This is a genomic window from Streptomyces tailanensis (assembly GCF_008386495.1).
GTDB lineage: Bacteria > Actinomycetota > Actinomycetes > Streptomycetales > Streptomycetaceae > Streptomyces > Streptomyces tailanensis.
The window spans coordinates 42,663-65,313 of the sequence record NZ_VTHJ01000010.1; the positions used below are offsets into that span (position 1 = coordinate 42,663).

Sequence of the window (22,651 nt, forward strand, 5' to 3'; positions counted from 1 at the left end):
TCCCCCCGAGCAATGGAATCCCCCCACCTCCCATCACTACGCCCCCACAGCCACACGATCCCCCCCGCGGCCACCACCCCCGGCACCCCGAGCACGGCAAACTTCGACTCCGCAGGCGTCAACTTCCGCGAGAGATAAGCGATCAACCACCCCAACCCCAGCGGCACCAGACTCCCCATCACCGCCCCCGCGACCAACAACGCGGCGGCCAGCAACAACAGCGGATTACTCCACCCCCCACCGACCGGCCGCAACCGCGGCAACCTCCGCCGAGGGGCACCCTCACCCGCGTCCGCCGCCGGATCCGCCGCCTTCTCAACGGCCCCCGACGCCGACCCCGGCTTCCCGGCCGCCGCACCGCCCTCGTCCCCGTCCTCCTTCACCGGCGGCGGCTTCAACAACTCGGGAATCTCCACACCCCCGACAAACCCCGGCACCTCGTCCCCCAGCCCGAGCCCGAACTGACCACCGCCCCCGGGCCCGCCGCCTCCCCCGACCCGCCACCAGTCGGGCTGCACCCCGCTGTCGCCGATCTCGTGCAGCGGGGCGAGGTGCGGCGGGGAAGCACCCTCGTCCACAGGCGCTGCCGACTCAGCCGGGCGAGGACGGGGCACGACCCGGCGCAGGCTCTTCGACAGCCCCTTGGGCCGTTCCTCGGGGCCGCCGTCACCACCGGTCGCCCGCTGTACGGGCACGGCGGCGGCCGGCGCGTCCGGGGTGGGCGTCTCGCCGGGCGCCCCCGCGGAGGCGACGATCTCGTCGGGCGTACCGAGGCGGGCGATGATGCGCCGCACGGCGGCCGGACTGTCCACCGTCGCCTTCGCCCGCCGCCGGTCGATCTCGTCCCGCAGCTCCGACACCAGCCGCATACGGGCCGCCGATGGCAACTGCCGCTGCTGGGCCAAGTCACCGACCCGGCTCAGATACTCGTAAACGACCTGGTCGCTCTCAATCCCCACGAAGCCCCTCCGGGGTTGGCGCGTGCTCATCCGACCGTATCGCTTCAGGGCACCCGGAGCTGATGCGCGACGACCTCCCCGGCTGCGTACGGCACCCGGCGCCGGGGCCCGCCGGGGGCAGGTTCCGCTTGCCGGCGCTGACAGGGTGCCGCCGCGCCCACCCTCCCCCATCGCCCCAGCGGCACGACTGCCCGCGGCTGAGGCAGCGAGGGCCGCGCCCCGCAAGGGGCGCGGGGCTGTGTCGACATGCGGCTCCGCCGCGCGGGCGCGACCAGCCACAACGAACCCGCAGCCGCCACACCACACCCACCCCCGAGCTACTAGGCACCCCCCGCCCGGCCGCGCCCCTCCGCTACCGTTGACCGGATGAGCACCGAGGAGCCCAGCGCCACGGAAGCCGGCCAAACCGGCGGAGCCCCCCGCTCACTCGCGGAGTCGCTCCGCGCGCGGGACGACGGTTCGCTCGCCGTGCTGCTACGGGGCCGCCCGGACCTCATCACCCCCGTCCCCACGGACCTGACGCAGCTGGCCACCCGCGCCGGCACCCGTGCCTCGGTCGTACGCGCCCTGGAACGCCTGGACAGGTTCGCCTCGCAGACCGCCCAGGCCCTGGCCGTGGCCGCGGACCCGGCGTCGTACGACGAACTCCTGAACCTGATGGCCGGCGACGGCGAGAACGACCAAGCCCAGCCCAACTCCGCCGTGGCGGCAGCCCTCCCGCACGCACTCGAAACCCTCCGCGACCAGGCCCTCGTCTGGGGCCCCGACGACCGCCTCCGCCTCGTCCGCACGGCCCGTGAGCTGCTCTCCCCCTCGCCGCAGCACCCCTCCCCCACCGGCCTCGGCCCGACCGTCGCGGAGGCCACGGCGGGGATGTCGCCGGGCCGTGTGCAGGAGATCGTCACCGAGGCCGGCCTGCCGAGCACCCATGACTCGGTCTCCGCCGTCACCGCCCTCACCGGCCTCTTCTCCGACCGGCGCCGCATGGCCGCGCTCCTCGCCGACGCCCCCGCCGAGTCCCTGGACGTGCTGACCCGCCTGCTCTGGGGGCCGCCGTACGGCCAGGTCACCGCCAACCCGGCGCCCCACCTGCGCTGGCTCCTCGACCGCGGGCTGCTCCTGCCCACCGCCCCCGGCACGGTCGTCATCCCCCGTGAGGTCGCCCTGCATCTGCGGTCGGGCCGGGCGCACCGGGAGGTGCACCCCGTTCCCCCGCCCGTCGAGGCGGCGGCCGCGCACCGTCCACAGGTGGTGGACGCGACGGCGGCCGGGCAGGCGTACACCACGCTCGCGACCGTCGAGGAGCTGCTGAAGGACTGGGACGAGGGCGGCCCGAACGTGCTGCGCGCGGGCGGCCTCAGCGTGCGGGACCTCAAACGCACCGCCGTCGCCCTCGACGTACCCGAACCCGTCGCCGCCTTCTGGATCGAACTCGCCTACGCCGCGGGCCTGTTGGCCTCGGACGGCGAGGCCGACGAGCGGTACGCCGCGACCCCCGCGTACGACGAGTGGCTGGAGCTGCCCGCCGCCGAGCGCTGGGGTCGGCTGGCCTCGGCCTGGCTGACGGCGACCCGTACGGCGGGCGTGGTCGGCGAGCGGGACGCCAAGGACCGTACGTTGTCGGTGCTGGGACCGGGGCTGGACCGTTCGGCCGCGCCGGAGGTACGGCACCGGGTCCTCACGCTGCTCGCCGGTCTGCCCGAGGGCACGGCGGCGACCCCCGGCTCCGTACTGGCCCGCCTCCGCTGGGAACGCCCCGCGCACGGCCGACAGCCCCAGCAGCAACCTCCACAGGCCCACCCGCACTCCGACCACCCCGACGACCTGCGTGCCCGTCTCGCCCGCTGGGCCCTCGCGGATGCCGAGCAGCTCGGCGTCACGGGACGCGGGGCCCTGTCCTCCCACGGGCGCGCGCTCCTCGGCGTACCTGAGCGGGAAGCGACCGCCGGCGATCTGCCGGAAACCCCTGGCGACAAACTCCCCGCCCACCACGTCCCCGTCCCCGGCCCTGTCCGCCACTCCGCCCCCGACCCGGTGGCCGAGCGGGCCGCGGCCGCCGCCCGCGCCGCCCGGCTGCTCGCGCCGCTCCTGCCCGAACCGCTCGATCACGTCCTGCTCCAGGCGGACCTGACGGCGGTCGCGCCGGGGCCGTTGCGGCGGCCGCTCGCCGAGACGCTGGGGGTACTGGCGGACGTGGAGTCGAAGGGTGGCGCGACGGTGTACCGGTTCACGCCGGGTTCGGTACGCCGGGCCCTGGACGCCGGCCGCAGCGCCTCCGACCTGCACGACTTCCTGACCGCGCACTCCCGTACGCCGGTCCCGCAGCCGCTCGCGTATCTGATCGACGACGTGGCCCGGCGCCACGGCCATCTGCGGATCGGCGCGGCCTCGGCGTACGTACGCTGCGACGACGACGCGATGCTCAGCGAGATCCTCGCCGACAAGCGCTCCCAGGGCCTCGGGCTGCGCCGCCTCGCGCCGACCGTGCTCGCCGCTCAGGCAGGCCCGGCGGCGCTCCTCGACGGGCTGCGCGCGATGGGCTACGCGCCGGCCGCCGAGTCCGCCGAGGGCGACGTCCTGATCACCCGCGCCCACGCCCACCGCACCCCGCCCCGTACGGCCCCCGAGCCCGTCCCGGAGGGCCCGCCGGTCCCCGACGACACCCTGCTCGGCGCCGCCATCCGCGCCATCCGCGCCGGTGACCTCGCCTCCACGGCCCCCCGCAGGACGACGGACGGCCCGACCCCCTCGGGCGCCCTGCCGCGCACCGGCTCCGCCGAGACCCTCGCCACCATGCAGGCCGCCGTCCTCACCGGCGAGGCCCTGTGGATCGGCTACGTCAACGCCGAGGGCTCCGCCAGCCAGCGCGTCATCGCCCCCGTCCGCGTCGAGGGCGGCTTCGTCACGGCGTACGACCACACGGCGGACGAGGTCCGGACGTTCCCCCTGCACCGGATCACGGGCGTCGCGGAGCTGGCGGACGACGCGATGTGATCAAGCGGCGCCATCAAACGTGCGTGATCAAACGGCGTCCCTGCCCGCACCCATTCGGGTGAATGCGGAAGTTCATGCAGGCCACGCCCGGCTTTTCGCCCCGATGAGCGGTCTCGCGCGCCCCCGCGCATCACGTTCCGTACGGCGGGCAGCCACCCTGTGTCCCGATCGAGATCGACTCCGCACGCTTCCTCACGCTTCCTTACGCTCGAAAGGCCCACACATCTCATGCGCCGTCCCCTCGCCACGCTCCTCGCGTCCCTCGCCCTGCTCGCCGTACTCACCCCCGAGGCCGCGGCGGCCCCGCCGCCCGTCCCCGTCCCCGAACTCGGCACTCTGGTCGGCGAGGGCCTCACTGTGGAGGGGCCGCTGGTCCAGAACCTCGGCCTGCTGAAGTGACCTGCCGCAGGCGGTAGCTGTCCCCTTCGAGACGGACGATCTCGGCGTGGTGCGCGAGCCGGTCGACCATGGCCGGGGCGACCGCGCCGAAGATCTCGTCCCAGCGGCCGAGCGGGCGGTCGCTGGTGACGATCAGCGAGGCCCGCTCGTAGCGGCGGGCGACCAGCTGGAACAGGAGCCGGGCGCTGTCCGAGTCGAACGGCAGATAGCCGACCTCGTCGACGATCAGCAGGGGGCAGGCGTCGAGCGCGGCCAGCTCCTCGGCCAGCCTGCCCGCCGCCCGCGCCCCCGCCAGCCGCGCGGCCCACTCGTCGGCGGTCGCGAACAGCACCCGGTGCCCGGCCTGACAGGCCCGTACGCCGAGCCCGATCGCGAGATGCGTCTTGCCGGTCCCCGGAGGGCCGACGAACACCACGTTCCGCCCGGCGGCCACGAAGTCCGCGCTCGCGAGCCGGGCCAGCGCCTGCCGGTCGAAGGAACGCGGGTGCTCCTCGTCGAACTCCTCCAGCAGCTTCCGCCCCGGGAACCCGGCGGCCCGCACCCGCCCCTCGACCCCGCCCTCGTACTGCACGAGCCGCGTCCCGCCCTGCGCGAACCGGGTCTCGAAGTTCGACACGTTCCCGAGGCTCCCGAGGTGCCCGGGATTCTCGAAGTTCCCGTACTTCTCGTACGAGGTGGCCTGGGCCGGAATCGGCAGCCGGGCGGGGAGGAGGACAGGTGCCGGGGCAGGCGGCCCGACCACGCGGTACTCCTTCGGCTCCGCCGGCGCCTTGGGCTCGGTCGGCTCCGTGGGCCCCTTCGGGCCATCCGGGCCCTCCGGCGGGCCGTGGTGCGACACATGCCCGTGGCCGCTCTCCCCCCGTAGCATCGGCCCCGACATGTACGCCAGGAGCACCGCCGAGGCGATGAAGGCCATGTGGATCACCGTGCCCCACATCAGCGAGTGGCGGGAGGTGTGGTGGACGTCCACGAACATCTGGAGCAGATGGACGGAGGAGATGCCCACGATGGCGGTGGCGAGCTTGACCTTCAGCACGTTGGAGTTCACGTGCGAGAGCCATTCGGGCTGGTCACGGTGGCCCTGGAGGTCGATGCGGGAGACGAAGGTCTCGTAGCCGCCGACGATCGTCATGATCAGTAGATTGGCGATCATGACGACATCGACCAGCTTGAGCACCGCGAGCATCACGTACGTCTCACTGGCGCTCCCGCCCACGCACTTGTCGATTAACGTCCACAGCTCGTTGAAGAACTTGTAGACGTACACCCCCTGTGCGGCCACCAGCCCGAAATACAACGGCGCCTGGAGCCAGCGGGTGGCGAACAGGGCATAGCCGAGCATGCCCTGGGGGGACGACGGGGTCGACGGAGCCGACTGGGTAGATGGCTGCACGGTCCGCCATTCTTCGGAACCATCCCCACAAATCTGAATTCACACCACTCATCGGAGTGGATAGACATCCAATAGGACCGGCGGTGTGAAGGATTCCGGTACAGCCGCGCACCGCGGAAAGACGAAACGATCAGGCACACTGGACGTTTGGCCCGCGCGGAAGGAAAGTACGTACGTGAACGGACCTCTCATCGTCCAGTCGGACAAGACGCTGCTCCTGGAGGTCGACCACGAGCTGGCGGACGAGTGTCGGCGGGTCATCGCGCCGTTCGCGGAGCTGGAGCGGGCGCCCGAGCACATCCACACCTACCGGGTGACGCCGCTCGGGCTGTGGAACGCGCGGGCCGCCGGGCATGACGCCGAGCAGGTCGTGGACGCGTTGGTGCAGTACAGCCGGTATCCGGTGCCGCACGCGCTGCTCGTGGACATCGCCGAGACGATGGACCGTTACGGCCGGCTCACGCTCAGCAAGCACCCGGCGCACGGGCTGGTCCTGACCACCACCGACCGGCCGGTGCTGGAGGAGATCCTTCGGTCGAAGAGGGTCACTCCGCTCGTCGGGGCCCGGATCGACCCGGACACCGTCGTCGTGCACCCCTCCGAGCGCGGGCAGATCAAGCAGACGCTGCTGAAGCTGGGCTGGCCGGCCGAGGACCTCGCCGGATACGTGGACGGCGAGGCGCACCCGATCGAGCTGCACGAGGACGGCTGGGCGCTCAGGCCGTACCAGAAGCAGGCGGTGGAGAACTTCTGGCACGGCGGGAGCGGGGTCGTGGTGCTGCCGTGCGGCGCCGGGAAGACCCTCGTCGGCGCCGGGTCCATGGCCCAGGCGAAGTCGACCACCCTCATCCTCGTCACGAACACCGTCTCCGCGCGGCAGTGGAAGCACGAGCTGGTGAAGCGGACCTCGCTGACCGAGGACGAGATCGGCGAGTACAGCGGTACGAAGAAGGAGATCCGCCCGGTCACCATCGCCACGTACCAGGTGCTGACGACCCGGCGGAAGGGCGTCTACCCGCACCTGGAGCTGTTCGACTCCCGCGACTGGGGGCTCATCCTCTACGACGAGGTGCATCTGCTGCCCGCGCCGGTCTTCAAGTTCACGGCGGACCTCCAGGCCCGCCGCCGTCTCGGCCTCACGGCGACGCTCGTACGGGAGGACGGCCGGGAGTCGGACGTCTTCTCCCTCATCGGCCCCAAGCGGTTCGACGCGCCCTGGAAGGAGATCGAGGCGCAGGGCTACATCGCACCCGCCGACTGCGTCGAGGTCCGGGTGAACCTGACGGACTCCGAGCGGCTCGCCTACGCCACCGCCGAGCAGGAGGAGAAGTATCGCTTCTGCTCGACGACCGCGACCAAGCGGAAGGTGACCGAGGCCATCGTCCGGCGCTTCGCGGGCCAGCAGATCCTCGTCATCGGCCAGTACATCGACCAACTCGATGAACTGGGCGTCCACTTGGACGCGCCGGTCATCAAGGGCGAGACCAGCAACGCGCAGCGCGAGAAGCTCTTCGACGCGTTCCGCGAGGGCGAGATCAGCGTCCTCGTCGTGTCGAAGGTCGCGAACTTCTCGATCGACCTCCCGGAGGCGACGGTCGCCATCCAGGTCTCCGGCACCTTCGGCTCCCGCCAGGAGGAGGCCCAGCGCCTCGGCCGCGTCCTGCGCCCCAAGGCCGACGGCCACCAGGCCCACTTCTACTCCGTCGTCGCCCGCGACACCATCGACCAGGACTTCGCCGCCCACCGCCAACGCTTCCTGGCCGAACAGGGCTACGCCTACCGGATCATGGACGCGGACGAGATCCTGACGGAGGGCTGAGCAACAGGTCACGGGACCGCGCCCACGCTCGGTACGCTGGGCCGTACGGCACGCCACGGCAAGGAGGGCACCATGCCTCGCGAGGACATCTACGAGGTGCTTTTCACCGAGTCGGCGGCCCATGACCGCGACCAGCTCGACCCCGTACGCCGAGCGTCGTTCGACAAGGCGATCGAGTTGCTCGCCCGCGATCCGTACACCGGCGTCTCCCGTCCCATAGGAGTAGGCGACCAGGACCGCGAGATCCGGCTCACCTCGCAGATCGTCGCCGAGTACATGGTGTCCCGCGGTCGCCTCCTCCTGGTCATGCTGCGGATCTTCGACGACGCGGACATCCTGCTGCCCGAGGAGGGCTGAGTCCTCGGGCCGACCCGGCTGAGCGGTAGCCAAGAGGGCATGGAATACCTGGGAGGGCGCGGAAGTTGATCAGAGCATGACTCAAGGACCAGCGCCTCGCCCCCTGTCCGACGAAGCCCTCTCCGACCTACTCGCCGGGCAGCAGTTCGGGACCCTCGCCACTGTCAAACAAAGTGGCCATCCGCATCTGACCACCATGGTCTACAGCTGGGACCCCGAGGCCCGCGTCGTGCGGCTGTCCACCACGGCCGACCGCGTCAAGGTCAAGCACCTGCGGCGCAACCCGCGTGCGGCGCTGCATGTGCAGGGTGGCGACGTTTGGTCGTTCGCCGTCGCCGAGGGTTTGGCGGAGGCTTCCGAGATCACGACGGTTCCCGGCGACGCGGTCGGGCGGGAACTGCTCGCGGCCGTCTCGACGGCCGCGAAGCCGGAGGACGAAGACGCGTTCCTCAAGCAACTGGTCGCCGAGCGGAGGGTCGTCATTCGGTTGAGGGTGGAGCGGCTGTACGGGACGGCCTTGGACATCTGACGGAGGTCGGGGTGTAGCACGACACCGTGACCATGGCGAACAGTGCGAGCGCCAGCAACGCGTACGGCGACGCCAACAGCTGCTGCCACCATGGCAGTTGAAGGTCCCGGGTGCCCTCGTGCGGGACCAGCCACAGGGTGCGGGCCGTGAAGACGACGGCCGCCAGGGCGGCGGTCCTCCGGTGACCCCCCGCCCACAGCACGGCGAGGAGAGGCACGCACCAGACCCAGTGGTGGGACCAGCTGATCGGGCAGACGAGCAGGGCGGTGAGGGCCGTCAGCGGGATTCCCCAGCGGTCCTCGCCGGACCGGCGGGCGAGGCAGAGGCCGAGGAGCGCCGTTCCCGCCGCCGGTACGGACCACGCCAGGCCCGGTGACGGGTCGCCCAACGCCCGGGCCACCAGACCCTGCAGGGACTGGTTGTCGACGATCCAGGGCTTGCCCACCCGCCCGGTCTCGTACAGCCGGCGGGTCCAGAAGTCGATGGAGGCGGAGGGGAGGGCGAGGGCGCCGAGGGTGATGGTGGTGGAGAAGGCTGCCAGGGCTGTCATGCCTTCGCGTACGCGTCGGGTCAGGAGCAGGTACGCGATGAAGACGGCCGGCGTCAGCTTCACTCCCATCGCGATGCCCAGGGCGATTCCCTTGCCCGGCGCTCCGGGGGGCCGGGTCAGGTCCCACAGGACCAGGCAGGCGAGGGCGAGGTTGATCTGGCCGAAGAGGACGGTTTGGAAGACGGGTTCGAGCCAGAGGGCCAGGGCCGTGGCGGTGAGCAAGGTCGGGGTCGGGAGGCGGTGGGTGCCGGTCAGGCGGGCGGAGAGGTGGACCAGGAGCGCGAGCAGTGCCGTGTTGCCGAGGACGAAGGCCGCCTTGAGTGCGGAGAGGGGCAGCCAGGACGTCGGTACGAAGAGCAGGGCGGCGAAGGGTGGGTAGGTGGCGGGCAGGCGCCATTCGGTGACCGTGAAGCCGTAGAGGTCCGTGCCGTTCAGGACGGCCGCACCCTCGGCCCTGTACACCAGCGCGTCGGCCATGGGGGCGTGCTGGACGGCGCACAGCACGACGAAGGCGCAGAGGGAGGCGAGGAGCAGGACGCCCGATGCGAGGGGTGACCGGAGGATCGCGTTCCGTCGACTCACGGAGCGGACCCTAGCCGCTCACGGGCGTCGTATGCCCGCTTCCTCCGCGTACTCGCCGAGCACGATCACGCCGAACGCGGCGCCCGCGAACACCTTGATGGCGCGCAGGGCGTCGGCCAGGCGGTGGCGGTGGTGACGGTCGTCGAGTCCGGTCGCGCCGGGCGGCGGACCGGGTCGGCCGGAGGCCGAGGCTGGGATGAAAGTCGCTGCACTCATGTCTCCATAGTGGAACTCGCGCCTTTGGATTACGTCGGTCTCCGGAGTGAACCCGCTGAGCCCCCAGCTCACTCTCAGGTCTCGCCCACCCCTAGTACCGGCGGCGTACTCACCCCCTAGGGGTACAGCAGGGCGACGACCAGCAGCCGGATGAGGAGCCGGACGAGAAGCCGGAGGAAATCCGTTGGCCTCCGCCCCCTCCCCTCCCCTAAGATCTCCGCTCTTGCCCGCCTCCCGTACGTGGAGCGCCGTCGCCCGGACGGAAACCGGTCGGCCCCTAGCCCGTCACCCCCGTAGCGCTCTGGAGGCACCCCCTTGTCCGCGCCCACCGCCCCCGCCGACGACGACGTCACCGACCCCCTCTCCCGTGAACGCTCCCACCTCGCCACATCCCGTTCCGCGCTCCGCGCCATGCGGGAGGACGTGGAGGCGCTGGACATCCGGGATGTGACCGCGAACTGGGTGAACGCGGAGGTGCTCGCGCGTCAGATCGACGAGCGGATCAAGGCGCTGGCCGACCTCAGCGACACTCCCCTCTTCTTCGGGCGGCTCGACTACCTGCATGCGCCGGGCGCCGACCAGGCCGAGGGGGCAGAGGGCGAGAGGTTCTATATCGGGCGCAGGCATGTCCACGACGCCGACGGCGACCCCATGGTCATCGACTGGCGTGCGCCCGTGTCGCAGCCGTTCTACCGGGCGTCCAAGAAGGATCCGATGGATGTCGGGCTGCGGCGCAGATTCGGTTACACACGCGGCGAGATCACCGCCTACGAGGACGAGCACCTCTCCGACCCCAGCGAGGCCGCGGCCACCAGCAAGCTGCTCCAGCAGGAGATCGAGCGGCCGCGTGTCGGCCCGATGCGGGACATCGTCGCCACCATCCAGCCCGAGCAGGACGAGATCGTCCGGTCCGACCTGTCCGGGAGCCTGTGTGTCCAGGGCGGTCCCGGCACCGGCAAGACCGCCGTCGGCCTGCACCGGGTCGCCTACCTCCTCTACGCCCACCGCGAGCGCCTCTCCCGCACCGGCACCCTCGTCATCGGGCCGAACCGGTCCTTCCTGCACTACATCGAGCAGGTCCTCCCGGCGCTGGGCGAGTTGGAGGTCAAGCAGGCCACCGTCGACGACCTCGTCGCCCACGTCGAGGTGAAGGGAACCGACGACGCCGCGGCCGCCGTCGTGAAGGGCGACGCGCGCATGGCCGAGGTGCTCCGCCGGGCCGTACGGTCGCACGTCACCCTTCCCACCGAGCCGGTCGTCGTCGTGCGCGGGTCCCGCCGGTGGCGCGTACCGGCGTACGAACTCGCAGGCATCGTACGGGAGTTGCTCGACCGCGACATCCGCTACGGCGCCGCCCGCGAAGCCCTGCCGCAGCGGATCGCGCACGCCGTCCTCGTACAGATGGAACGGTCCGGTGAAGCGCCCGACGACCGGGTGCAGGACGCGGTGGCCCGCAACACCGCCGTGAAGGCGGCCGTCAAGGAGATGTGGCCGCCCGTCGACCCCGCCAAGCTCGTCCTCCGCCTCCTCTCCGACGCCGGCTTCCTCGCCGTACACGCGGACGGGATCCTGAGCGACGACGAGCAGAAGACGATCCTCTGGGCGAAACCGGCCCGGAGTCTGAAGTCGGCCAAGTGGTCCGCCGCCGATGCCGTCCTCGTCGACGAGGCGACCGACCTCGTGCGGCGCACGCACTCCCTCGGCCATGTCGTCCTCGACGAGGCGCAGGACCTGTCCCCCATGCAGTACCGGGCGGTCGGCCGCCGCTGCACCACCGGCTCCGCGACCGTCCTCGGCGACCTCGCGCAGGGCACCACCCCCTGGGCGACCCGGAGTTGGCAGGAGGCCCTGACGCACCTCGGCAAGGCGGAGGCCCATGTGGAGGAGCTGACCGCCGGTTTCCGCGTCCCGACCGACGTCATCACGTACGCCTCCCGGCTCCTCCCCCATATCGCGCCCGGCCTGACCCCGGTCGCGTCGGTCCGTGAGAACCCGGGCTTCTTCGACGTACGGCCGTCTACCGACGACGGCCAAGTAGTGACCGCCTGCGAGGAGTTGCTCCGCAACGAGGGCTCGGTCGGTCTCATCGCCGCCGACGCCCGCGTCCCCGTCCTCGCCGAGGCGCTCACCGCTGCCGGCCTCGGCCATCTCGCGCCGGGCGAGGAGACGACGCACGAGACCCGCCTCACCCTCGTACCGGCGTCGCTCGCGAAGGGCCTGGAGTACGACTACGTGGTGCTCGACGAGCCCCGGGCGGTGGTCGACGGCGAGCCGGACGAACGGACGGGGCTCCGCCGTCTGTACGTGGCCCTCACCCGGGCGGTGTCGGGCCTGATCGTGACGCATGGGGCGCCGCTGCCGCCGCAGCTCACGTAGCGCGGCTCCCCGAACATAGCAATTGGCAGTTCAGTCCCAGCCGTACGCCGCTTTCGCGACGTTTGCCGGGACTGAACTGCCAATTTCCTGGCACTGAACTGCCAATCACTGAGCCGCACACCGCCGGAGCGGCTCAGCCGGCGGCTACTTGAACTTGTTGCTCGTAGCCAAGTACACCTGCTTGGCGTTCTTCCCGAGCCGCGGCCCGGTGATGAACGTCGAGCGGTCGCTCAGCGAGTTGTTCGAGACGAGGTACGTCTTGCCCTTGTAGGTCATGTACCAGGGGCCGCCGGAGGCGCCGCCGTTCATGGTGCAGCCGACCATGTACTGGGCGGGGTAGCTGCTCGGGTAGCTGTAGCCGAGGACAAAGCGCTTGGTGTTGCCCTGGCAGTGGTACATCTTCGAGCCGTCGTACGGCGACTCGGCCGGGTAGCCGCGGACCTTCATGTTCTTGGCCTTGTTGGCCGCCGGGGCGTTGAACCACACCGGAAGCGCCGAACCGGTGCGCTCCTCAAGCGACTTGCCGCCCTTCTCGGGCTTCACGTGCAGCACGGCGTAGTCGTACGCGGCGGCCACGGTGCCCTTGCTGGCGGCGCCGCCCTTGATCCAGGTGCCGGAGGTGGTGGCCCAGTCGGCCCAGAAGATGCCGTGCGGGGAGACGTTCTTGGCGCGGTAGTTCTTCGACGCCTGGCTGATGTTCAGCTTGCCCGTGTTGTTGAAGGACGGGACGAAGGCGATGTTGCGGTACCAGCCGCCGCCCTTGCCCGCGTGCACGCAGTGCCCGGCGGTCCACACGAGGTTGGACTTGCCCGGGTGGGCCGGGTCCTTCACGACGGCCGCCGAGCAGACGCTCGAACCCTGGGGCGTGGTGAAGAAGAGCTTGCCGACGGACGCGGCGGTCCTGGTGTAGGCCGGGTTGACCTTGCTCGCCTTCTGCCGCTTCACCTTGCCGTCGGGCAGCCAGACCTTGGTGGTCTTGCTGGAGCCCTTCCCGGTGTTGCCAGCCTCGGCGACCTCCGGCAGTTGCGTCGGCAGCTGCGCCTTGGCCTCGGCGATGCGCTCGGGCGTCCAGAAGTCCTCGATGTAGGGGTTGGCGAAGTCCTCCGCCTTGGAAGCCCAGTTGCTGCTGAAGTCCTGCCAGCCACCGTCCTTCCACTTCTGCAGCGCGTCACCGGTGAGCTCGGTGGGCACGCCCTCCGGGAGCTTGAAGCCGCCGATGGTCGTGTCGTCGCCGCTCTCGTTCTCGCCGGTGTCGACGTTCGCGCCGGCGTCGGCCTGGGCGGTCGTCGAGGACGATGCCTTCGTCCCGTCGTCCTCGCTCTTGCTGCAGGCAGTGGTGGTGACCATGACCGCGGCGATCACGGCGGCGGCGGCCGTGAGGCCGCGGCGGCGTATGGAAGGCCTGCGTATGGATGACCGGCGTATGGATGGCATGGATGGCATGAAGTGCCCGTCCCCCTGTGGCTGTAACTTGTCATGCCCCCGCTTGGCCTGGGGCGGACACAACTATGCATGCGGACGGGCGCGGATTGATCACCGGGAGGGCTTTCACGGCGAGTTCGCACACAACAACTACGTGGCGGATATCGAGCCGTGATATGACGCGACGTCACCTTGCGCCCCTCGCGCCCCAGCTCACAGCGTTTTCACAACAATTGACTCTTCATCACCAGGACACCTCCAACCCCTTGTGGACTACCGGCGAGTAGCGCCAATCTGACCTGCGCATGCCATCCCCATCCCGGCTCCCGGCCGTCACCCCCGCGCCGCGGCCCACCAGGAGGACGCAGTGAAGAAGAGCCCACGCTCACGCCGTATCCGCAGATCCGCACTCACCGTCGGCGGCGCGCTCGCGCTGGTCGTCGGCCTCGCCGGCAGCGCGTACGCCGCCCCGCCCGCGGCCCTGCCCGCCAACGCGGAGACGCTGGAGACGACCTGGCAGCCCGCCTACGACTACGACACCGACGGCTGCTACTCCACCCCCGCCATCGGCCCCACCGGCACCGTCAACGGCGGCCTCAGCCCGACCGGTTCGCTCAGCGGGGAGTGCCACGACGCCTCCGACCTGAACAACACCAACGGCTACTCGCGTTACAAGTGCAACAACGGCTGGTGCGCGATCATGTACGACCTCTACTTCGAGAAGGACCAGGCGCTCGCCAACAGCAGCATCGGCGGCCACCGCCATGACTGGGAACATGTCGTCGTCTGGGTGCAGAACGGCTCGGCCAAGTACGTCTCGACCTCCAACCACGGCGACTTCACCGTGCACGCCGCGTCCTCGGTCCTCTGGGACGGCACCCACCCCAAGATCGTCTACCACAAGGACGGCGTCAGCACGCACTGCTTCCGCCTCGCGGGCTCCGGCGACGAGCCGCCGGAGAACCACGAGGGCACCTGGCAGTACCCGCCCCTCGTCGGCTGGAACGGCTACCCGTCCGGCATCCGCGACATCCTCGTCGCGTACAACTTCGGCAGTGCCAACTTCGGCCTGAAGGACGGCAATTTCAACGCCAACCTCGCGGCCGCGATGCCGTCGGGGATCTCGTTCGACCCGAACGCCTGAGGGGCGTGGAGGTACGACGGGCCGGTGAGGGGGCGGCGCCGCGGCGTCGCCCCCTCTCGCCACGGGCGGGTCAGCCGGCCTTCGGCATCGGCTCGCAGGGGCCCGCCTTGCCTCGGTAGAAGCCGTACCAGGACAGGTTGCCGGCGGGGTTGTCGATCGTCACCGTGTCGCCCCGGTGCAGGGTCTGGCTCCACGGGTGCGCCCGGACCTGTCCCTCCTTTTCGGGCCCGTTGAAGGTGATGATGTGGGGGCCGGTTTGCTCTCCCCGGGGCTCCGCGCACCTCGTCGTTCCGGGCAGTTCCGTCACCTGGGTGTGAACGCCCGCCTTCTCCAGCGCCCGCACCAGATTCCGCTGTTCGGCCCTGCTGATGTTGAGGTCGTTCAGGGTGAGGGTGACGGTGCCGTCGGCGTTCTTCTCGACGGCGTACGCGGGCGTGGTCCCGGAGCCCGGCAGGGCGACGACGACGGCCGCCGCCGCGCCGCAGGCGGCCAGGGCGAGGCCCACGCGGCGCGAGGTCACGACCCGGCGAGGCGCCGGGGCTTCGGCCGCCCGCAGCACCACCTCACGCTTGAGTTCGGCCAACAGCCGCTCTTCGAAAGTCGTGTTCACACGTTTCCCCTCACGTACGAAAGTGGTGTGGTGTCGGATTCCGGCGTTCCGCCCGGTGCTCCGTCCGGCTGTTCGGCGCGCTTGGCGGCCGCGCGCAGCGTCTTGCGGGCGCGGTGCAGCCGTACGCGCGCGGCGACCGGCCGTATGCCGAGCGCGGCGGCGGCCTCGGCGGTGGTCAACTGGTCCACGACGACGAGTTCGAGAACCGCCCGCTCGCCCTCCGGGAGCCCGGCCAGCGCCTCACGGTGGTGCCGTGCGGCGGCCTCGGCGTCGATGCGCTCCTCCAGCCGGGTGACGTCGTCCGGCTCCAGGAGCCGGCGCCCGGCGATACGGCTGGTGGCGCGCGACTCGCGGGCCGCCCGCCGCCACTCGGCCGAGACGGCGTTGCGGGCGATGCCGTACAGCCAGGCCGTCTCGCTGCCGCGGCGCGGGCGGTACGAGTCCGCCGAGTCGAGCATCGCCACGAAGACCTCGGCCGTGATGTCGGCGACCAGATGCGGATCGGTGATCCGCCGCGCCACGAACCGGGTGACGCCGTCGACGTGGCGCCGGTAGAACTCCTCGAACGCGGCAGGATCTCTCGCTGCGTGCACGCGACCACCCTCTCCCTCACTGATTCACCGGACACCTCTTCTTGGTCGCTGGGCGGCGGGGCGTTACAGGAGCGAGGGGGGAGGGGACTGCTCAGTGCCGTACGACTGCTCGGTTACGACCGGCCGCCCGACGCTCTGCCCGCACCCGCCGGCCAGATCACGTCGACCGGGAGGCCGAGCCGGTGGGCCTCGGCCACGGCGGTGGCGGTGCCGCCACGGGCCGCCGAGGACTCGCCGTCCCACACGGCGATCAGACGGTCCGCGCGCTCCAGCAGGACACGGTTGGCGTTCTCGTACGCCTGCCCGTCCGCGCGTTCGTGCCCGAGTACGACGACCTCGTCGGCGGCCTCGACGAGTCGGTCGAACGTTTCGGCGTGGGCGGGGCTCACCTGGCGTTCCCGGTAGTCGCGCGAGGGGATCACCGCGACCAGCCGGCCACCGGCCGCGAGCACCGCCTCGGCGAAGAGCGAGTCCGTGCCGCCCGCGAGGCAGGAGAGTCCCGTGATCCCCTCCGGCTCGTACGGCCGCAAAGCGTCCCGCAGGGCCTGCCGGACGAGCGGGACGCCCGCCTCGGTCAGGTCGATGTGCCCGGTGACTGCGATGGCGATCATCTCCTCCCCTGCCCGCCTCTCCCCACCGGGCCGTCAAGCGCCGTACGCCATTCCCGTACGGCGTCGGCGTCGACCGGCGCGGCCCATCCGCCAGGGCGGGCCGCGCCGCCGATGTGGAAGGCGTGGACGCCGGCGGCGCGGAGCGAAGGGAGGTGGTCGAGGCGGAGCCCGCCGCCGATCACGAGCCGTTGGGTGTAGCCGGGCTCGCCGCGGCGGGCGGCCTCGGTGAGCAGGACGGGCATCCCGTCGTCGACCCCGTCGGCCGAACCGGCCGTGAGGTAGGCGTCCAGCCCCTGCAGATCGGCGAGTTGCTTGCGCAGGGCGTCCCGGTCGGCGGCGCGGTCGATCGCCCGGTGGAACGTCCACCGGCACCCGTCCAGCTCGGCGACGATCCGCTCCACGGCATCGAGATCTGCCCCGCCGTCCTCGCCGAGGAACCCGAGCACGAACTCGTCCGCCCCCGCCGCCCGCATGTCGCACGCGACCCGCACGAGGGCGGCGAGGTTTTCGGCGGCGAAGCCGTCCGCGAGCCGCAGCATCACCCGTACGTCGATGTCTACGGCCGTCCTGACCTCGGTGAACGTCCGCACCGAGGGGCTGAGCCCGTCCGCCCCCATGTCGGTGACCAGCTCCAGCCGGTCCGCACCTCCGGCCTGGGCGGCGACGGCGTCCCCGGCATCGAGGGCGATCACCTCCAGGAGCGCACGCGTGGCCATGGGGCCCCTTTCTCCACGTCTCCGCACCGCACGAACAGGTCTAGTCCAATTTACCAACGCCCCTTCGTGGCGGCGGCCCGCAGGGGTTACGGGGGGCTTCTGACGCCCCCTAGCCCCAGGCGTTCCGGAGAGCGGTCCGCGCCCCCTCACCCTCCACGTGGTGCACGGTCAGGCCCGGCAGGGTCGGCAGGTACGCCCAGTGGGTGACGGGTTCGGCGCAGGGGCGGCCGTAAGGCAGGCGGACGACCCGGTCGGAGTCGACGAAGCAGTCGTGGTCCTCGGTGCCGTCCTCCGCGAAGTGGACGGTCGTGAAGTGCATGGGCAGCACCAGCCAGAGGTCCGCCAGGACATCACCGCCGCCGCCACGGGCATACCGGACCTCGGCAGCATCTCGCGGGCGTCCGCCCACTTCACGACCGCGCCCATATCCACTCCCATCTCGGTCAGGAAATTCTGACGCGCTACCGGGGATACAGGGCCGGGGTTACAGGGCCGCGGCCCCCTCGGTGGTGAGGAAGCGAAGGTTCTTGACGTGCTCGTTGACGAACATGGGCACGCCGTCCGAGGCCAGGTACCACCTCGGCTTGCCCGTGCTGTCGGCGATCAGCCTGCCGTTGACGCGGAGGTTCTCGAAGGTGACGTCCTTGATGGCGTGGTCCGCGTCGAGGTCGGCGATCACCGAGAGGTCGGCGTTCTTGCCGTTGTAGCTGAGGTCCTTGACGTAGACGTTCTCGATGCCGCGGCCGGCCGAGGTGTTGTACTTCGGGTTGTACTCGACCCGCATGTGGACGAGCTGGCCCCAGCGGAAGTCCTCCACGCGGATGTTGTCGAACTTGACGTCCCGGACGAGGTTGCTGTCGCCGACCATGAAGGCGATGGCGCCCTGGTAGGTCACCTGCGGCTCGCGGTGGTCGAGGATGTCGATGTTCTCGTAGGTCAGGTTCTCCAGCATCTCGGGGTTCTCGGAGTTGCCGTGCACGCCGATGTTGATCGGGTGGGCGACATCGGCCCAGAGGGAGCAGTTCTTGACCGTGATGTTGCGGGTGTCGCCGTGCGCTGGCCGAGGGCACCCGGAAGGCGACGGTCAACGCGGGCGTCTGCTTCCTCGACATGCGGGGGCAGTTCACCGGCCACGGCGCCTGCGGCACCGATCCGTGGGTCCACAGCGTCAACGTGTCCGACACGGCGGAGTCGTTCCACCCCAACGCGGCGGGCCACGAGAAGGGCTACGCCGCGAAGCTCATCGCGACCTGGGGCTGACCGCCCTGCCGGGCTCAGGCGTACAGGTTGAGCTCGGCCTCGGTGGCGCCGGCCAGTTCGTAGGACGTACCGGCGGGTGGGCGGCGCCCCGAGTAGAGCCGTACGAGAGTGGTGGCGCCCCCGATGTACCGCGCGGGCGGACCGTCACCACTCGACGCGCCGAGTCGTAGGGGATCGTCCAGGTCGTCGAGGTCGGCATGGAGCGGGACGGTCCCGCGTACGTGTGTGAGGTGGGCCAACAGCGGTAGTGCCAGCGCGAGTTGAGACCCGCCGTACGCACCCGGCAGCCCCCAGGCCTCCCGTACGTCCCCGGCGTGCACCCACTCCCCGAGCGCGATCCCGTCCAACGCCCCACCGGCATCGGCGATCACGCCCCCGGCCGCGCCCATCCCCCGCTCCACCTCGTCCACGATCTCCGCCACCGACCACCCCTCCCGCTCGGCGATGTCCCGGTCGTTCGCCTCCGGGCTGAACACCCCCTCCTCGAACCGCCCCTCCACCACCCGCGACAGCGCGGCCCCGCAATGTGCCAGCACATCCCGCACCGACCACCCCGGACAACAGGTCCCGGCCGCGAAGTCCTCTTCCGCCCGCTCCCGCAGCAGCGGCACCAACACATCCCGCTCGGCGACCAGCAACCGTCCGGGCAGCTCGGGGTCTCGTACGTCATATGAGTCAGCGGCAGTCATGGGGTCCACGCTAGGAGATGCCACGGGACAATGGGCGTATGCCCGACTCCGACATCCGTGAAGCCCTCTCCGTCCGCTGGCTTCACGCCCTGCTCTCCGCTCGTGACGGTGCCTGTCACCCCGAGCCGTTCCGGTTCGCCGAGAATCTGCTGAAGCGCTGGTCGGAGCCGCAGCGGCGGTATCACACCCTCGATCACCTCGTGGCTGTGCTGGATCACATCGACACGTTGGAGGAGTACGCGGACGATCCCGATCTCGTGCGGCTGGCCGCCTGGTTTCACGATGCCGTGTATCTGCCGGAGCGGTCGACGAACGAGGAGCGGTCGGCGCGGTTGGCGGAGCGGGCGTTGCCCGAGGCGGGGATGCCGGAGGAGAAGGTCGCGGAGGTTGCCCGTCTCGTCCGGCTCACCGTTACGCATGATCCGGCCGAGGGTGATCGCAATGGTGCCGTGCTGTGCGATGCCGACCTGGCGATCCTGGCGGCGGCGCCCGACGCGTACGCCGCCTATGTCGCCGCCGTCCGGGAGGAGTACGGCTTCGTGCCCGATGAGGCGTTTCGGGAGGGGCGGGGTGCTGTTCTGCGGCAACTTCTCGCGCTGCCACGGCTGTTCAGGACGCCGTATGGGGAGCGGGAGTGGGAGGCTCGGGCGCGTGAGAATCTGCGGGGGGAGTTGGTTGCGCTGACTGCGGAGTGAGTCTTCCGGTCACGTACGAGGAATGCGGTTCCACCACCGTCGGTTGCCCATGAACATGCCCCCTCATCCCGCTCGTCCTGACCGTCCCCGTCCTCGCGTTCCCCTCTCCGTCTACGTCCTCGGGCTCGCCGTCTTCGCTCTCGGGACCAGTGAGTTCATGTTGTCGGGGCTGTTGCCGCCCATCGCGGAGGACGTGGACGTGTCCATTCCGCGGGCTGGGCTGTTGATCTCGGCGTTCGCGATCGGGATGGTCGTGGGGGCGCCGCTGCTTGCCGTGGCGACGCTTCGGCTGCCTCGGCGGACCACCCTCGTCACGCTCATCACCGTCTTCGGGATCGGGCAGGTAGCGGGGGCCGTGGCGCCCAACTACGCCGTGCTCTTCGCGTCGCGGGTCGTGAGTGCGCTCGCCTGCGCCGGGTTCTGGGCCGTCGGGGCAGCGGTGGCCGTGGCCATGGTGCCCGTCAACGCGCGGGCCCGGGCGCTCGCCATCATGATCGGTGGGTTGTCGATCGCGAATGTGCTGGGGGTTCCGGCGGGGGCGTTCCTCGGGGAGCACTTCGGGTGGCGGTCGGCGTTCTGGGCGGTCGCCGTCGCCTCCGCCGTCGCGCTCGTCGGCGTCGTCACGCTCGTCCCGGCCATTCCACTGTCCGACGAGCGGCCCCGGCTCGGCCAGGAGGCCCTGATCTACCGCGACCGGCAGGTCTGGCTGTCCATCGCCGTCGTCGCGCTCACCGCCGGCGGGGTGTTCTGCGTGTTCAGCTATCTCGCTCCGCTGCTCACGGACGTGACCGGGCTCGACGACGGCTGGGTGCCCACCGTGCTCGCGCTGTTCGGGATCGGGGCGCTGATCGGGACCGCGATCGGCGGGCGGATCGCGGACGCGCACCTCTTCGGGGTGCTGCTCAGCGGTATCGCCGCCTCCACCGTGCTCCTCGTCGCCCTCGCCCTCCTCGCCCAGTACGCCGTCGCCGCCGTGCTGCTCTCCTTCCTCCTCGGGGTGTCCTGCTTCTACACGGCCCCCGCCCTCAACGCCCGTATGTTCGACGTCGCCGGCGCAGCCCCGACCCTCGCCGGCGCGACCACCACCGCCGCGTTCAACCTCGGCAACACGAGCGGGCCCTGGCTCGGCGGGATCGTCATCGACGCCGGGTTCGGGTTCACGTCGACGGCCTGGGCGGGCGGGGCACTGACCGCGGGCGCGATCGGCATCACCGCCGTATCGCTGCGCCTCCACCGTCGTACGGCCGCGTCGCGCGTCGTGGCCGCGGGCGACGGCGGGGAGGACGGCATAGCCATCGGCGAGACGCGGGAAGTGGACGGCCACCGGAAAACCAGTGCGTAGCGAGCGCTGACCCCACCTATCCTCGCCGCCATGCGACCAATGGGTGGGGAACAGGTACGGGAAGCCGTCGAACACAGCCTCGGGGTACTACGGAAGGCGGTCGGCCGGGACTGGGAAGGCGTCAAGGCGGGGCAGCTGGAGTGGAGTTGCCGGGAGACCGCCGAGCACATCGCCTCGTGTCTGCTCGCCTACGCGGGGCAGTTGGCGGGACGGGCGACCGAGGACTGGGTGCCGTTCGAACTCGCCATGGACGATGACGCCGGCAACGAAGGCGTGCTCGACGTCATCCGGACGACCGGCGTCCTGCTCGCCGCCACCATCGGCACCACACCCCGCGAGGTCCGCGCCTGGCACCCGTACCCGTTCCGGTCGGTCGACCGCGAGGGCTTCGCCGCGCAGGGCGTCACCGAGGTCCTGCTGCACACGCACGACATCGTCGAGGGGCTGGGGCTGCCCGCGTACGAGCCGCCGGCCGACCTCTGTACGAGCCTCCTCGCCCGGCTCTTCCCGCACGTCCGCCCCGGCGACGCCCCCTGGCCGACCCTGCTGTGGGCCACCGGCCGCGCCGATCTCCCCGGCCGCGCCCCCGTCACCGAGTGGCGCTGGAACAATCCGCTGCACATCCCCGCCGAACGCATCGTCCTGCAGGGCATCCACCCGGCGGCCGCCGCCGACCTCGCCGAGGGCGGCACTGGCGGCTTCGACTGGATCGTGGGCGGGCCCATCGAGGGGACACGGATCGGCGCCGGGATGGTGTTCAAGGCATACGAGGCGGGGGTGCACCGGCCCGAGTGGGGCATGTTCGCCCTGGTCCGCAAGGAGGACGGACTGGCCGTCGGCGCCCTCGGCTACCACGGCGCCCCCGACGAGGACGGCCGCGCCGAGGTCGGCTACGACCTGGTCGAAGGGGCGCGCGGCCGCGGTTACATGACCGAGGCGTTGCGCGCCCTGGCCGACTGGGGGCGGGAGCGGGCGGCCGAGCGCGGGGACGTGCGGTCGTTGTTCGCCGTCGTCGACAAGGTCAACATCCCGTCCCAGGGCGTCGTCTCCCGCGCCGGGTTCGCGAAGGTCAGCGACGACTGGGGCCAGGGGGAGGACGAGGCACAGTTCGCGTACGAACTCCGGCTGCGCGACTGACGTACGGCGGTACGGCGGTACGGCGGTACGGCGGTTAACTACAGGAGCTTCTTCCCCTCTGGCACCTCTGGTTCTGGAGGGGATCGTCATGTTCCTGGAAGGTATCCGAGGGTTTGCAAGGCATATCAGTCACATCTGGCACGTCGACAACGGTGTACCGCGCAGAGCGGGCGATCTCGCCGGTAGACGGGTCCGTCTCCTGGGTCGTGGTGGACCACAGCACCTACGAGCTTCACCGTGAGGCTTCGTCGTACATCG

The 22,651-nt window shown here is 71.0% G+C and carries 21 protein-coding genes and 2 pseudogenes; 11 read left to right on the forward strand and 12 right to left on the reverse strand.

All coding sequences use genetic code 11. The features are described from left to right. Positions 1-959 (reverse strand): annotated as a pseudogene (locus tag F3T56_RS46950) (HAAS signaling domain-containing protein); the annotation flags it as partial. Positions 960-1,325: 366 nt separating this feature from the next. On the opposite strand from F3T56_RS46950, the gene F3T56_RS10560 reads away from it, so the two are divergent. Continuing rightward, positions 1,326-3,953, forward strand: coding sequence for a helicase-associated domain-containing protein (locus F3T56_RS10560; protein ID WP_149824606.1), 2,628 nt, complete (start codon positions 1,326-1,328; stop codon positions 3,951-3,953). A 228-nt stretch (positions 3,954-4,181) separates the two neighbouring features. After that, the gene (locus F3T56_RS46100) at positions 4,182-4,352 is read left to right on the forward strand and encodes a hypothetical protein (RefSeq protein WP_172638886.1); all 171 of its coding nucleotides are present in this window, start codon (positions 4,182-4,184) and stop codon (positions 4,350-4,352) included. On the opposite strand, the gene istB is transcribed toward F3T56_RS46100, so the two are convergent. After that, the gene (gene istB, locus F3T56_RS10565) at positions 4,306-5,694 is read right to left on the reverse strand and encodes an IS21-like element helper ATPase IstB (RefSeq protein ID WP_149824713.1); all 1,389 of its coding nucleotides are present in this window, start codon (positions 5,692-5,694) and stop codon (positions 4,306-4,308) included. The two genes, F3T56_RS46100 and istB, sit on opposite strands and share 47 nt — an antisense overlap. Before the next feature lie 226 nt (positions 5,695-5,920). Between istB and F3T56_RS10570 the strand changes: the two genes are divergently transcribed. The 3 genes from F3T56_RS10570 to F3T56_RS10580 all read left to right on the forward strand — a co-directional run bounded on the left by F3T56_RS10570 (position 5,921) and on the right by F3T56_RS10580 (position 8,450). Then, positions 5,921-7,564: a DNA repair helicase XPB gene (locus F3T56_RS10570; protein WP_149824607.1), complete on the forward strand. Its 1,644-nt coding sequence runs from the start codon at positions 5,921-5,923 to the stop codon at positions 7,562-7,564. Between the two features lie 72 nt (positions 7,565-7,636). Beyond that, positions 7,637-7,921 (forward strand): type II toxin-antitoxin system RelE family toxin, encoded by a 285-nt coding sequence (locus F3T56_RS10575; RefSeq protein WP_149824608.1) that lies wholly within the window; start codon positions 7,637-7,639, stop codon positions 7,919-7,921. 76 nt (positions 7,922-7,997) lie between these two features. Continuing rightward, positions 7,998-8,450: a PPOX class F420-dependent oxidoreductase gene (locus F3T56_RS10580; protein ID WP_149824609.1), complete on the forward strand. Its 453-nt coding sequence runs from the start codon at positions 7,998-8,000 to the stop codon at positions 8,448-8,450. Here F3T56_RS10580 and F3T56_RS10585 read toward each other — a convergent pair. Further along, positions 8,401-9,534 carry a glycosyltransferase 87 family protein gene (locus F3T56_RS10585; RefSeq protein ID WP_425473558.1) on the reverse strand — a complete coding sequence of 378 codons (1,134 nt, stop codon included), beginning with the start codon at positions 9,532-9,534 and terminating at the stop codon, positions 8,401-8,403. The genes F3T56_RS10580 and F3T56_RS10585 overlap by 50 nt on opposite strands. Before the next feature lie 66 nt (positions 9,535-9,600). Then, positions 9,601-9,798 (reverse strand): hypothetical protein, encoded by a 198-nt coding sequence (locus F3T56_RS10590; RefSeq protein ID WP_149824610.1) that lies wholly within the window; start codon positions 9,796-9,798, stop codon positions 9,601-9,603. Positions 9,799-10,113: 315 nt separating this feature from the next. On the opposite strand from F3T56_RS10590, the gene F3T56_RS10595 reads away from it, so the two are divergent. Further along, positions 10,114-12,174, forward strand: coding sequence for a HelD family protein (locus F3T56_RS10595; protein WP_149824611.1), 2,061 nt, complete (start codon positions 10,114-10,116; stop codon positions 12,172-12,174). A gap of 144 nt (positions 12,175-12,318) precedes the next feature. Here the strand turns inward: F3T56_RS10595 and F3T56_RS10600 are convergent, their stop codons facing one another. Then, the gene (locus tag F3T56_RS10600; RefSeq protein WP_149824612.1) at positions 12,319-13,608 is read right to left on the reverse strand and encodes a trypsin-like serine peptidase; all 1,290 of its coding nucleotides are present in this window, start codon (positions 13,606-13,608) and stop codon (positions 12,319-12,321) included. A 355-nt stretch (positions 13,609-13,963) separates the two neighbouring features. Between F3T56_RS10600 and F3T56_RS10605 the strand changes: the two genes are divergently transcribed. Then, entirely contained in the window at positions 13,964-14,740 is a 777-nt protein-coding gene (locus F3T56_RS10605; RefSeq protein ID WP_149824613.1) for an NPP1 family protein, read from the forward strand. Between the two features lie 70 nt (positions 14,741-14,810). Here the strand turns inward: F3T56_RS10605 and F3T56_RS10610 are convergent, their stop codons facing one another. From F3T56_RS10610 to F3T56_RS10635, 6 genes and pseudogenes are all read right to left on the reverse strand, one after another. After that, positions 14,811-15,350, reverse strand: a complete 540-nt coding sequence (locus tag F3T56_RS10610; protein ID WP_149824614.1) for a hypothetical protein — start codon at positions 15,348-15,350, stop codon at positions 14,811-14,813. Beyond that, positions 15,347-15,943 (reverse strand): RNA polymerase sigma factor, encoded by a 597-nt coding sequence (locus F3T56_RS10615; RefSeq protein ID WP_149824615.1) that lies wholly within the window; start codon positions 15,941-15,943, stop codon positions 15,347-15,349. The genes F3T56_RS10610 and F3T56_RS10615 overlap by 4 nt, the downstream gene beginning before the upstream one ends. Positions 15,944-16,056: 113 nt before the next feature. Continuing rightward, positions 16,057-16,554 (reverse strand): DUF1273 domain-containing protein, encoded by a 498-nt coding sequence (locus F3T56_RS10620; RefSeq protein WP_149824616.1) that lies wholly within the window; start codon positions 16,552-16,554, stop codon positions 16,057-16,059. Then, a complete protein-coding gene (locus F3T56_RS10625; RefSeq protein ID WP_149824617.1) occupies positions 16,551-17,270 on the reverse strand; it encodes a copper homeostasis protein CutC in 720 nt (239 codons plus the stop codon). The genes F3T56_RS10620 and F3T56_RS10625 overlap by 4 nt, the downstream gene beginning before the upstream one ends. Before the next feature lie 109 nt (positions 17,271-17,379). Then, positions 17,380-17,679, reverse strand: a complete 300-nt coding sequence (locus F3T56_RS10630) for an AQJ64_40280 family protein (RefSeq protein ID WP_342786913.1) — start codon at positions 17,677-17,679, stop codon at positions 17,380-17,382. A gap of 75 nt (positions 17,680-17,754) precedes the next feature. Then, positions 17,755-18,324: pseudogene (locus tag F3T56_RS10635) on the reverse strand (endo-polygalacturonase); the annotation flags it as partial. 56 nt (positions 18,325-18,380) lie between these two features. Here F3T56_RS10635 and F3T56_RS10640 point away from each other — a divergent pair. Further along, positions 18,381-18,530: a hypothetical protein gene (locus F3T56_RS10640; RefSeq protein WP_216372953.1), complete on the forward strand. Its 150-nt coding sequence runs from the start codon at positions 18,381-18,383 to the stop codon at positions 18,528-18,530. Positions 18,531-18,544: 14 nt separating this feature from the next. Here the strand turns inward: F3T56_RS10640 and F3T56_RS10645 are convergent, their stop codons facing one another. Then, positions 18,545-19,219: a maleylpyruvate isomerase family mycothiol-dependent enzyme gene (locus F3T56_RS10645; RefSeq protein WP_172638887.1), complete on the reverse strand. Its 675-nt coding sequence runs from the start codon at positions 19,217-19,219 to the stop codon at positions 18,545-18,547. Between the two features lie 38 nt (positions 19,220-19,257). On the opposite strand from F3T56_RS10645, the gene F3T56_RS10650 reads away from it, so the two are divergent. From F3T56_RS10650 to F3T56_RS10660, 3 genes are read left to right on the forward strand one after another with little or no spacing between them, the layout of a single operon-like run. Next, positions 19,258-19,914, forward strand: coding sequence for an HD domain-containing protein (locus F3T56_RS10650; protein ID WP_149824619.1), 657 nt, complete (start codon positions 19,258-19,260; stop codon positions 19,912-19,914). Between the two features lie 55 nt (positions 19,915-19,969). Continuing rightward, on the forward strand, positions 19,970-21,256 hold the full coding sequence (locus F3T56_RS10655) for a Cmx/CmrA family chloramphenicol efflux MFS transporter (RefSeq protein WP_149824716.1): 1,287 nt from the start codon (positions 19,970-19,972) through the stop codon (positions 21,254-21,256). A gap of 39 nt (positions 21,257-21,295) precedes the next feature. Beyond that, a complete protein-coding gene (locus tag F3T56_RS10660) occupies positions 21,296-22,393 on the forward strand; it encodes a GNAT family N-acetyltransferase (protein WP_149824718.1) in 1,098 nt (365 codons plus the stop codon). Positions 22,394-22,651: the final 258 nt, after the last annotated feature.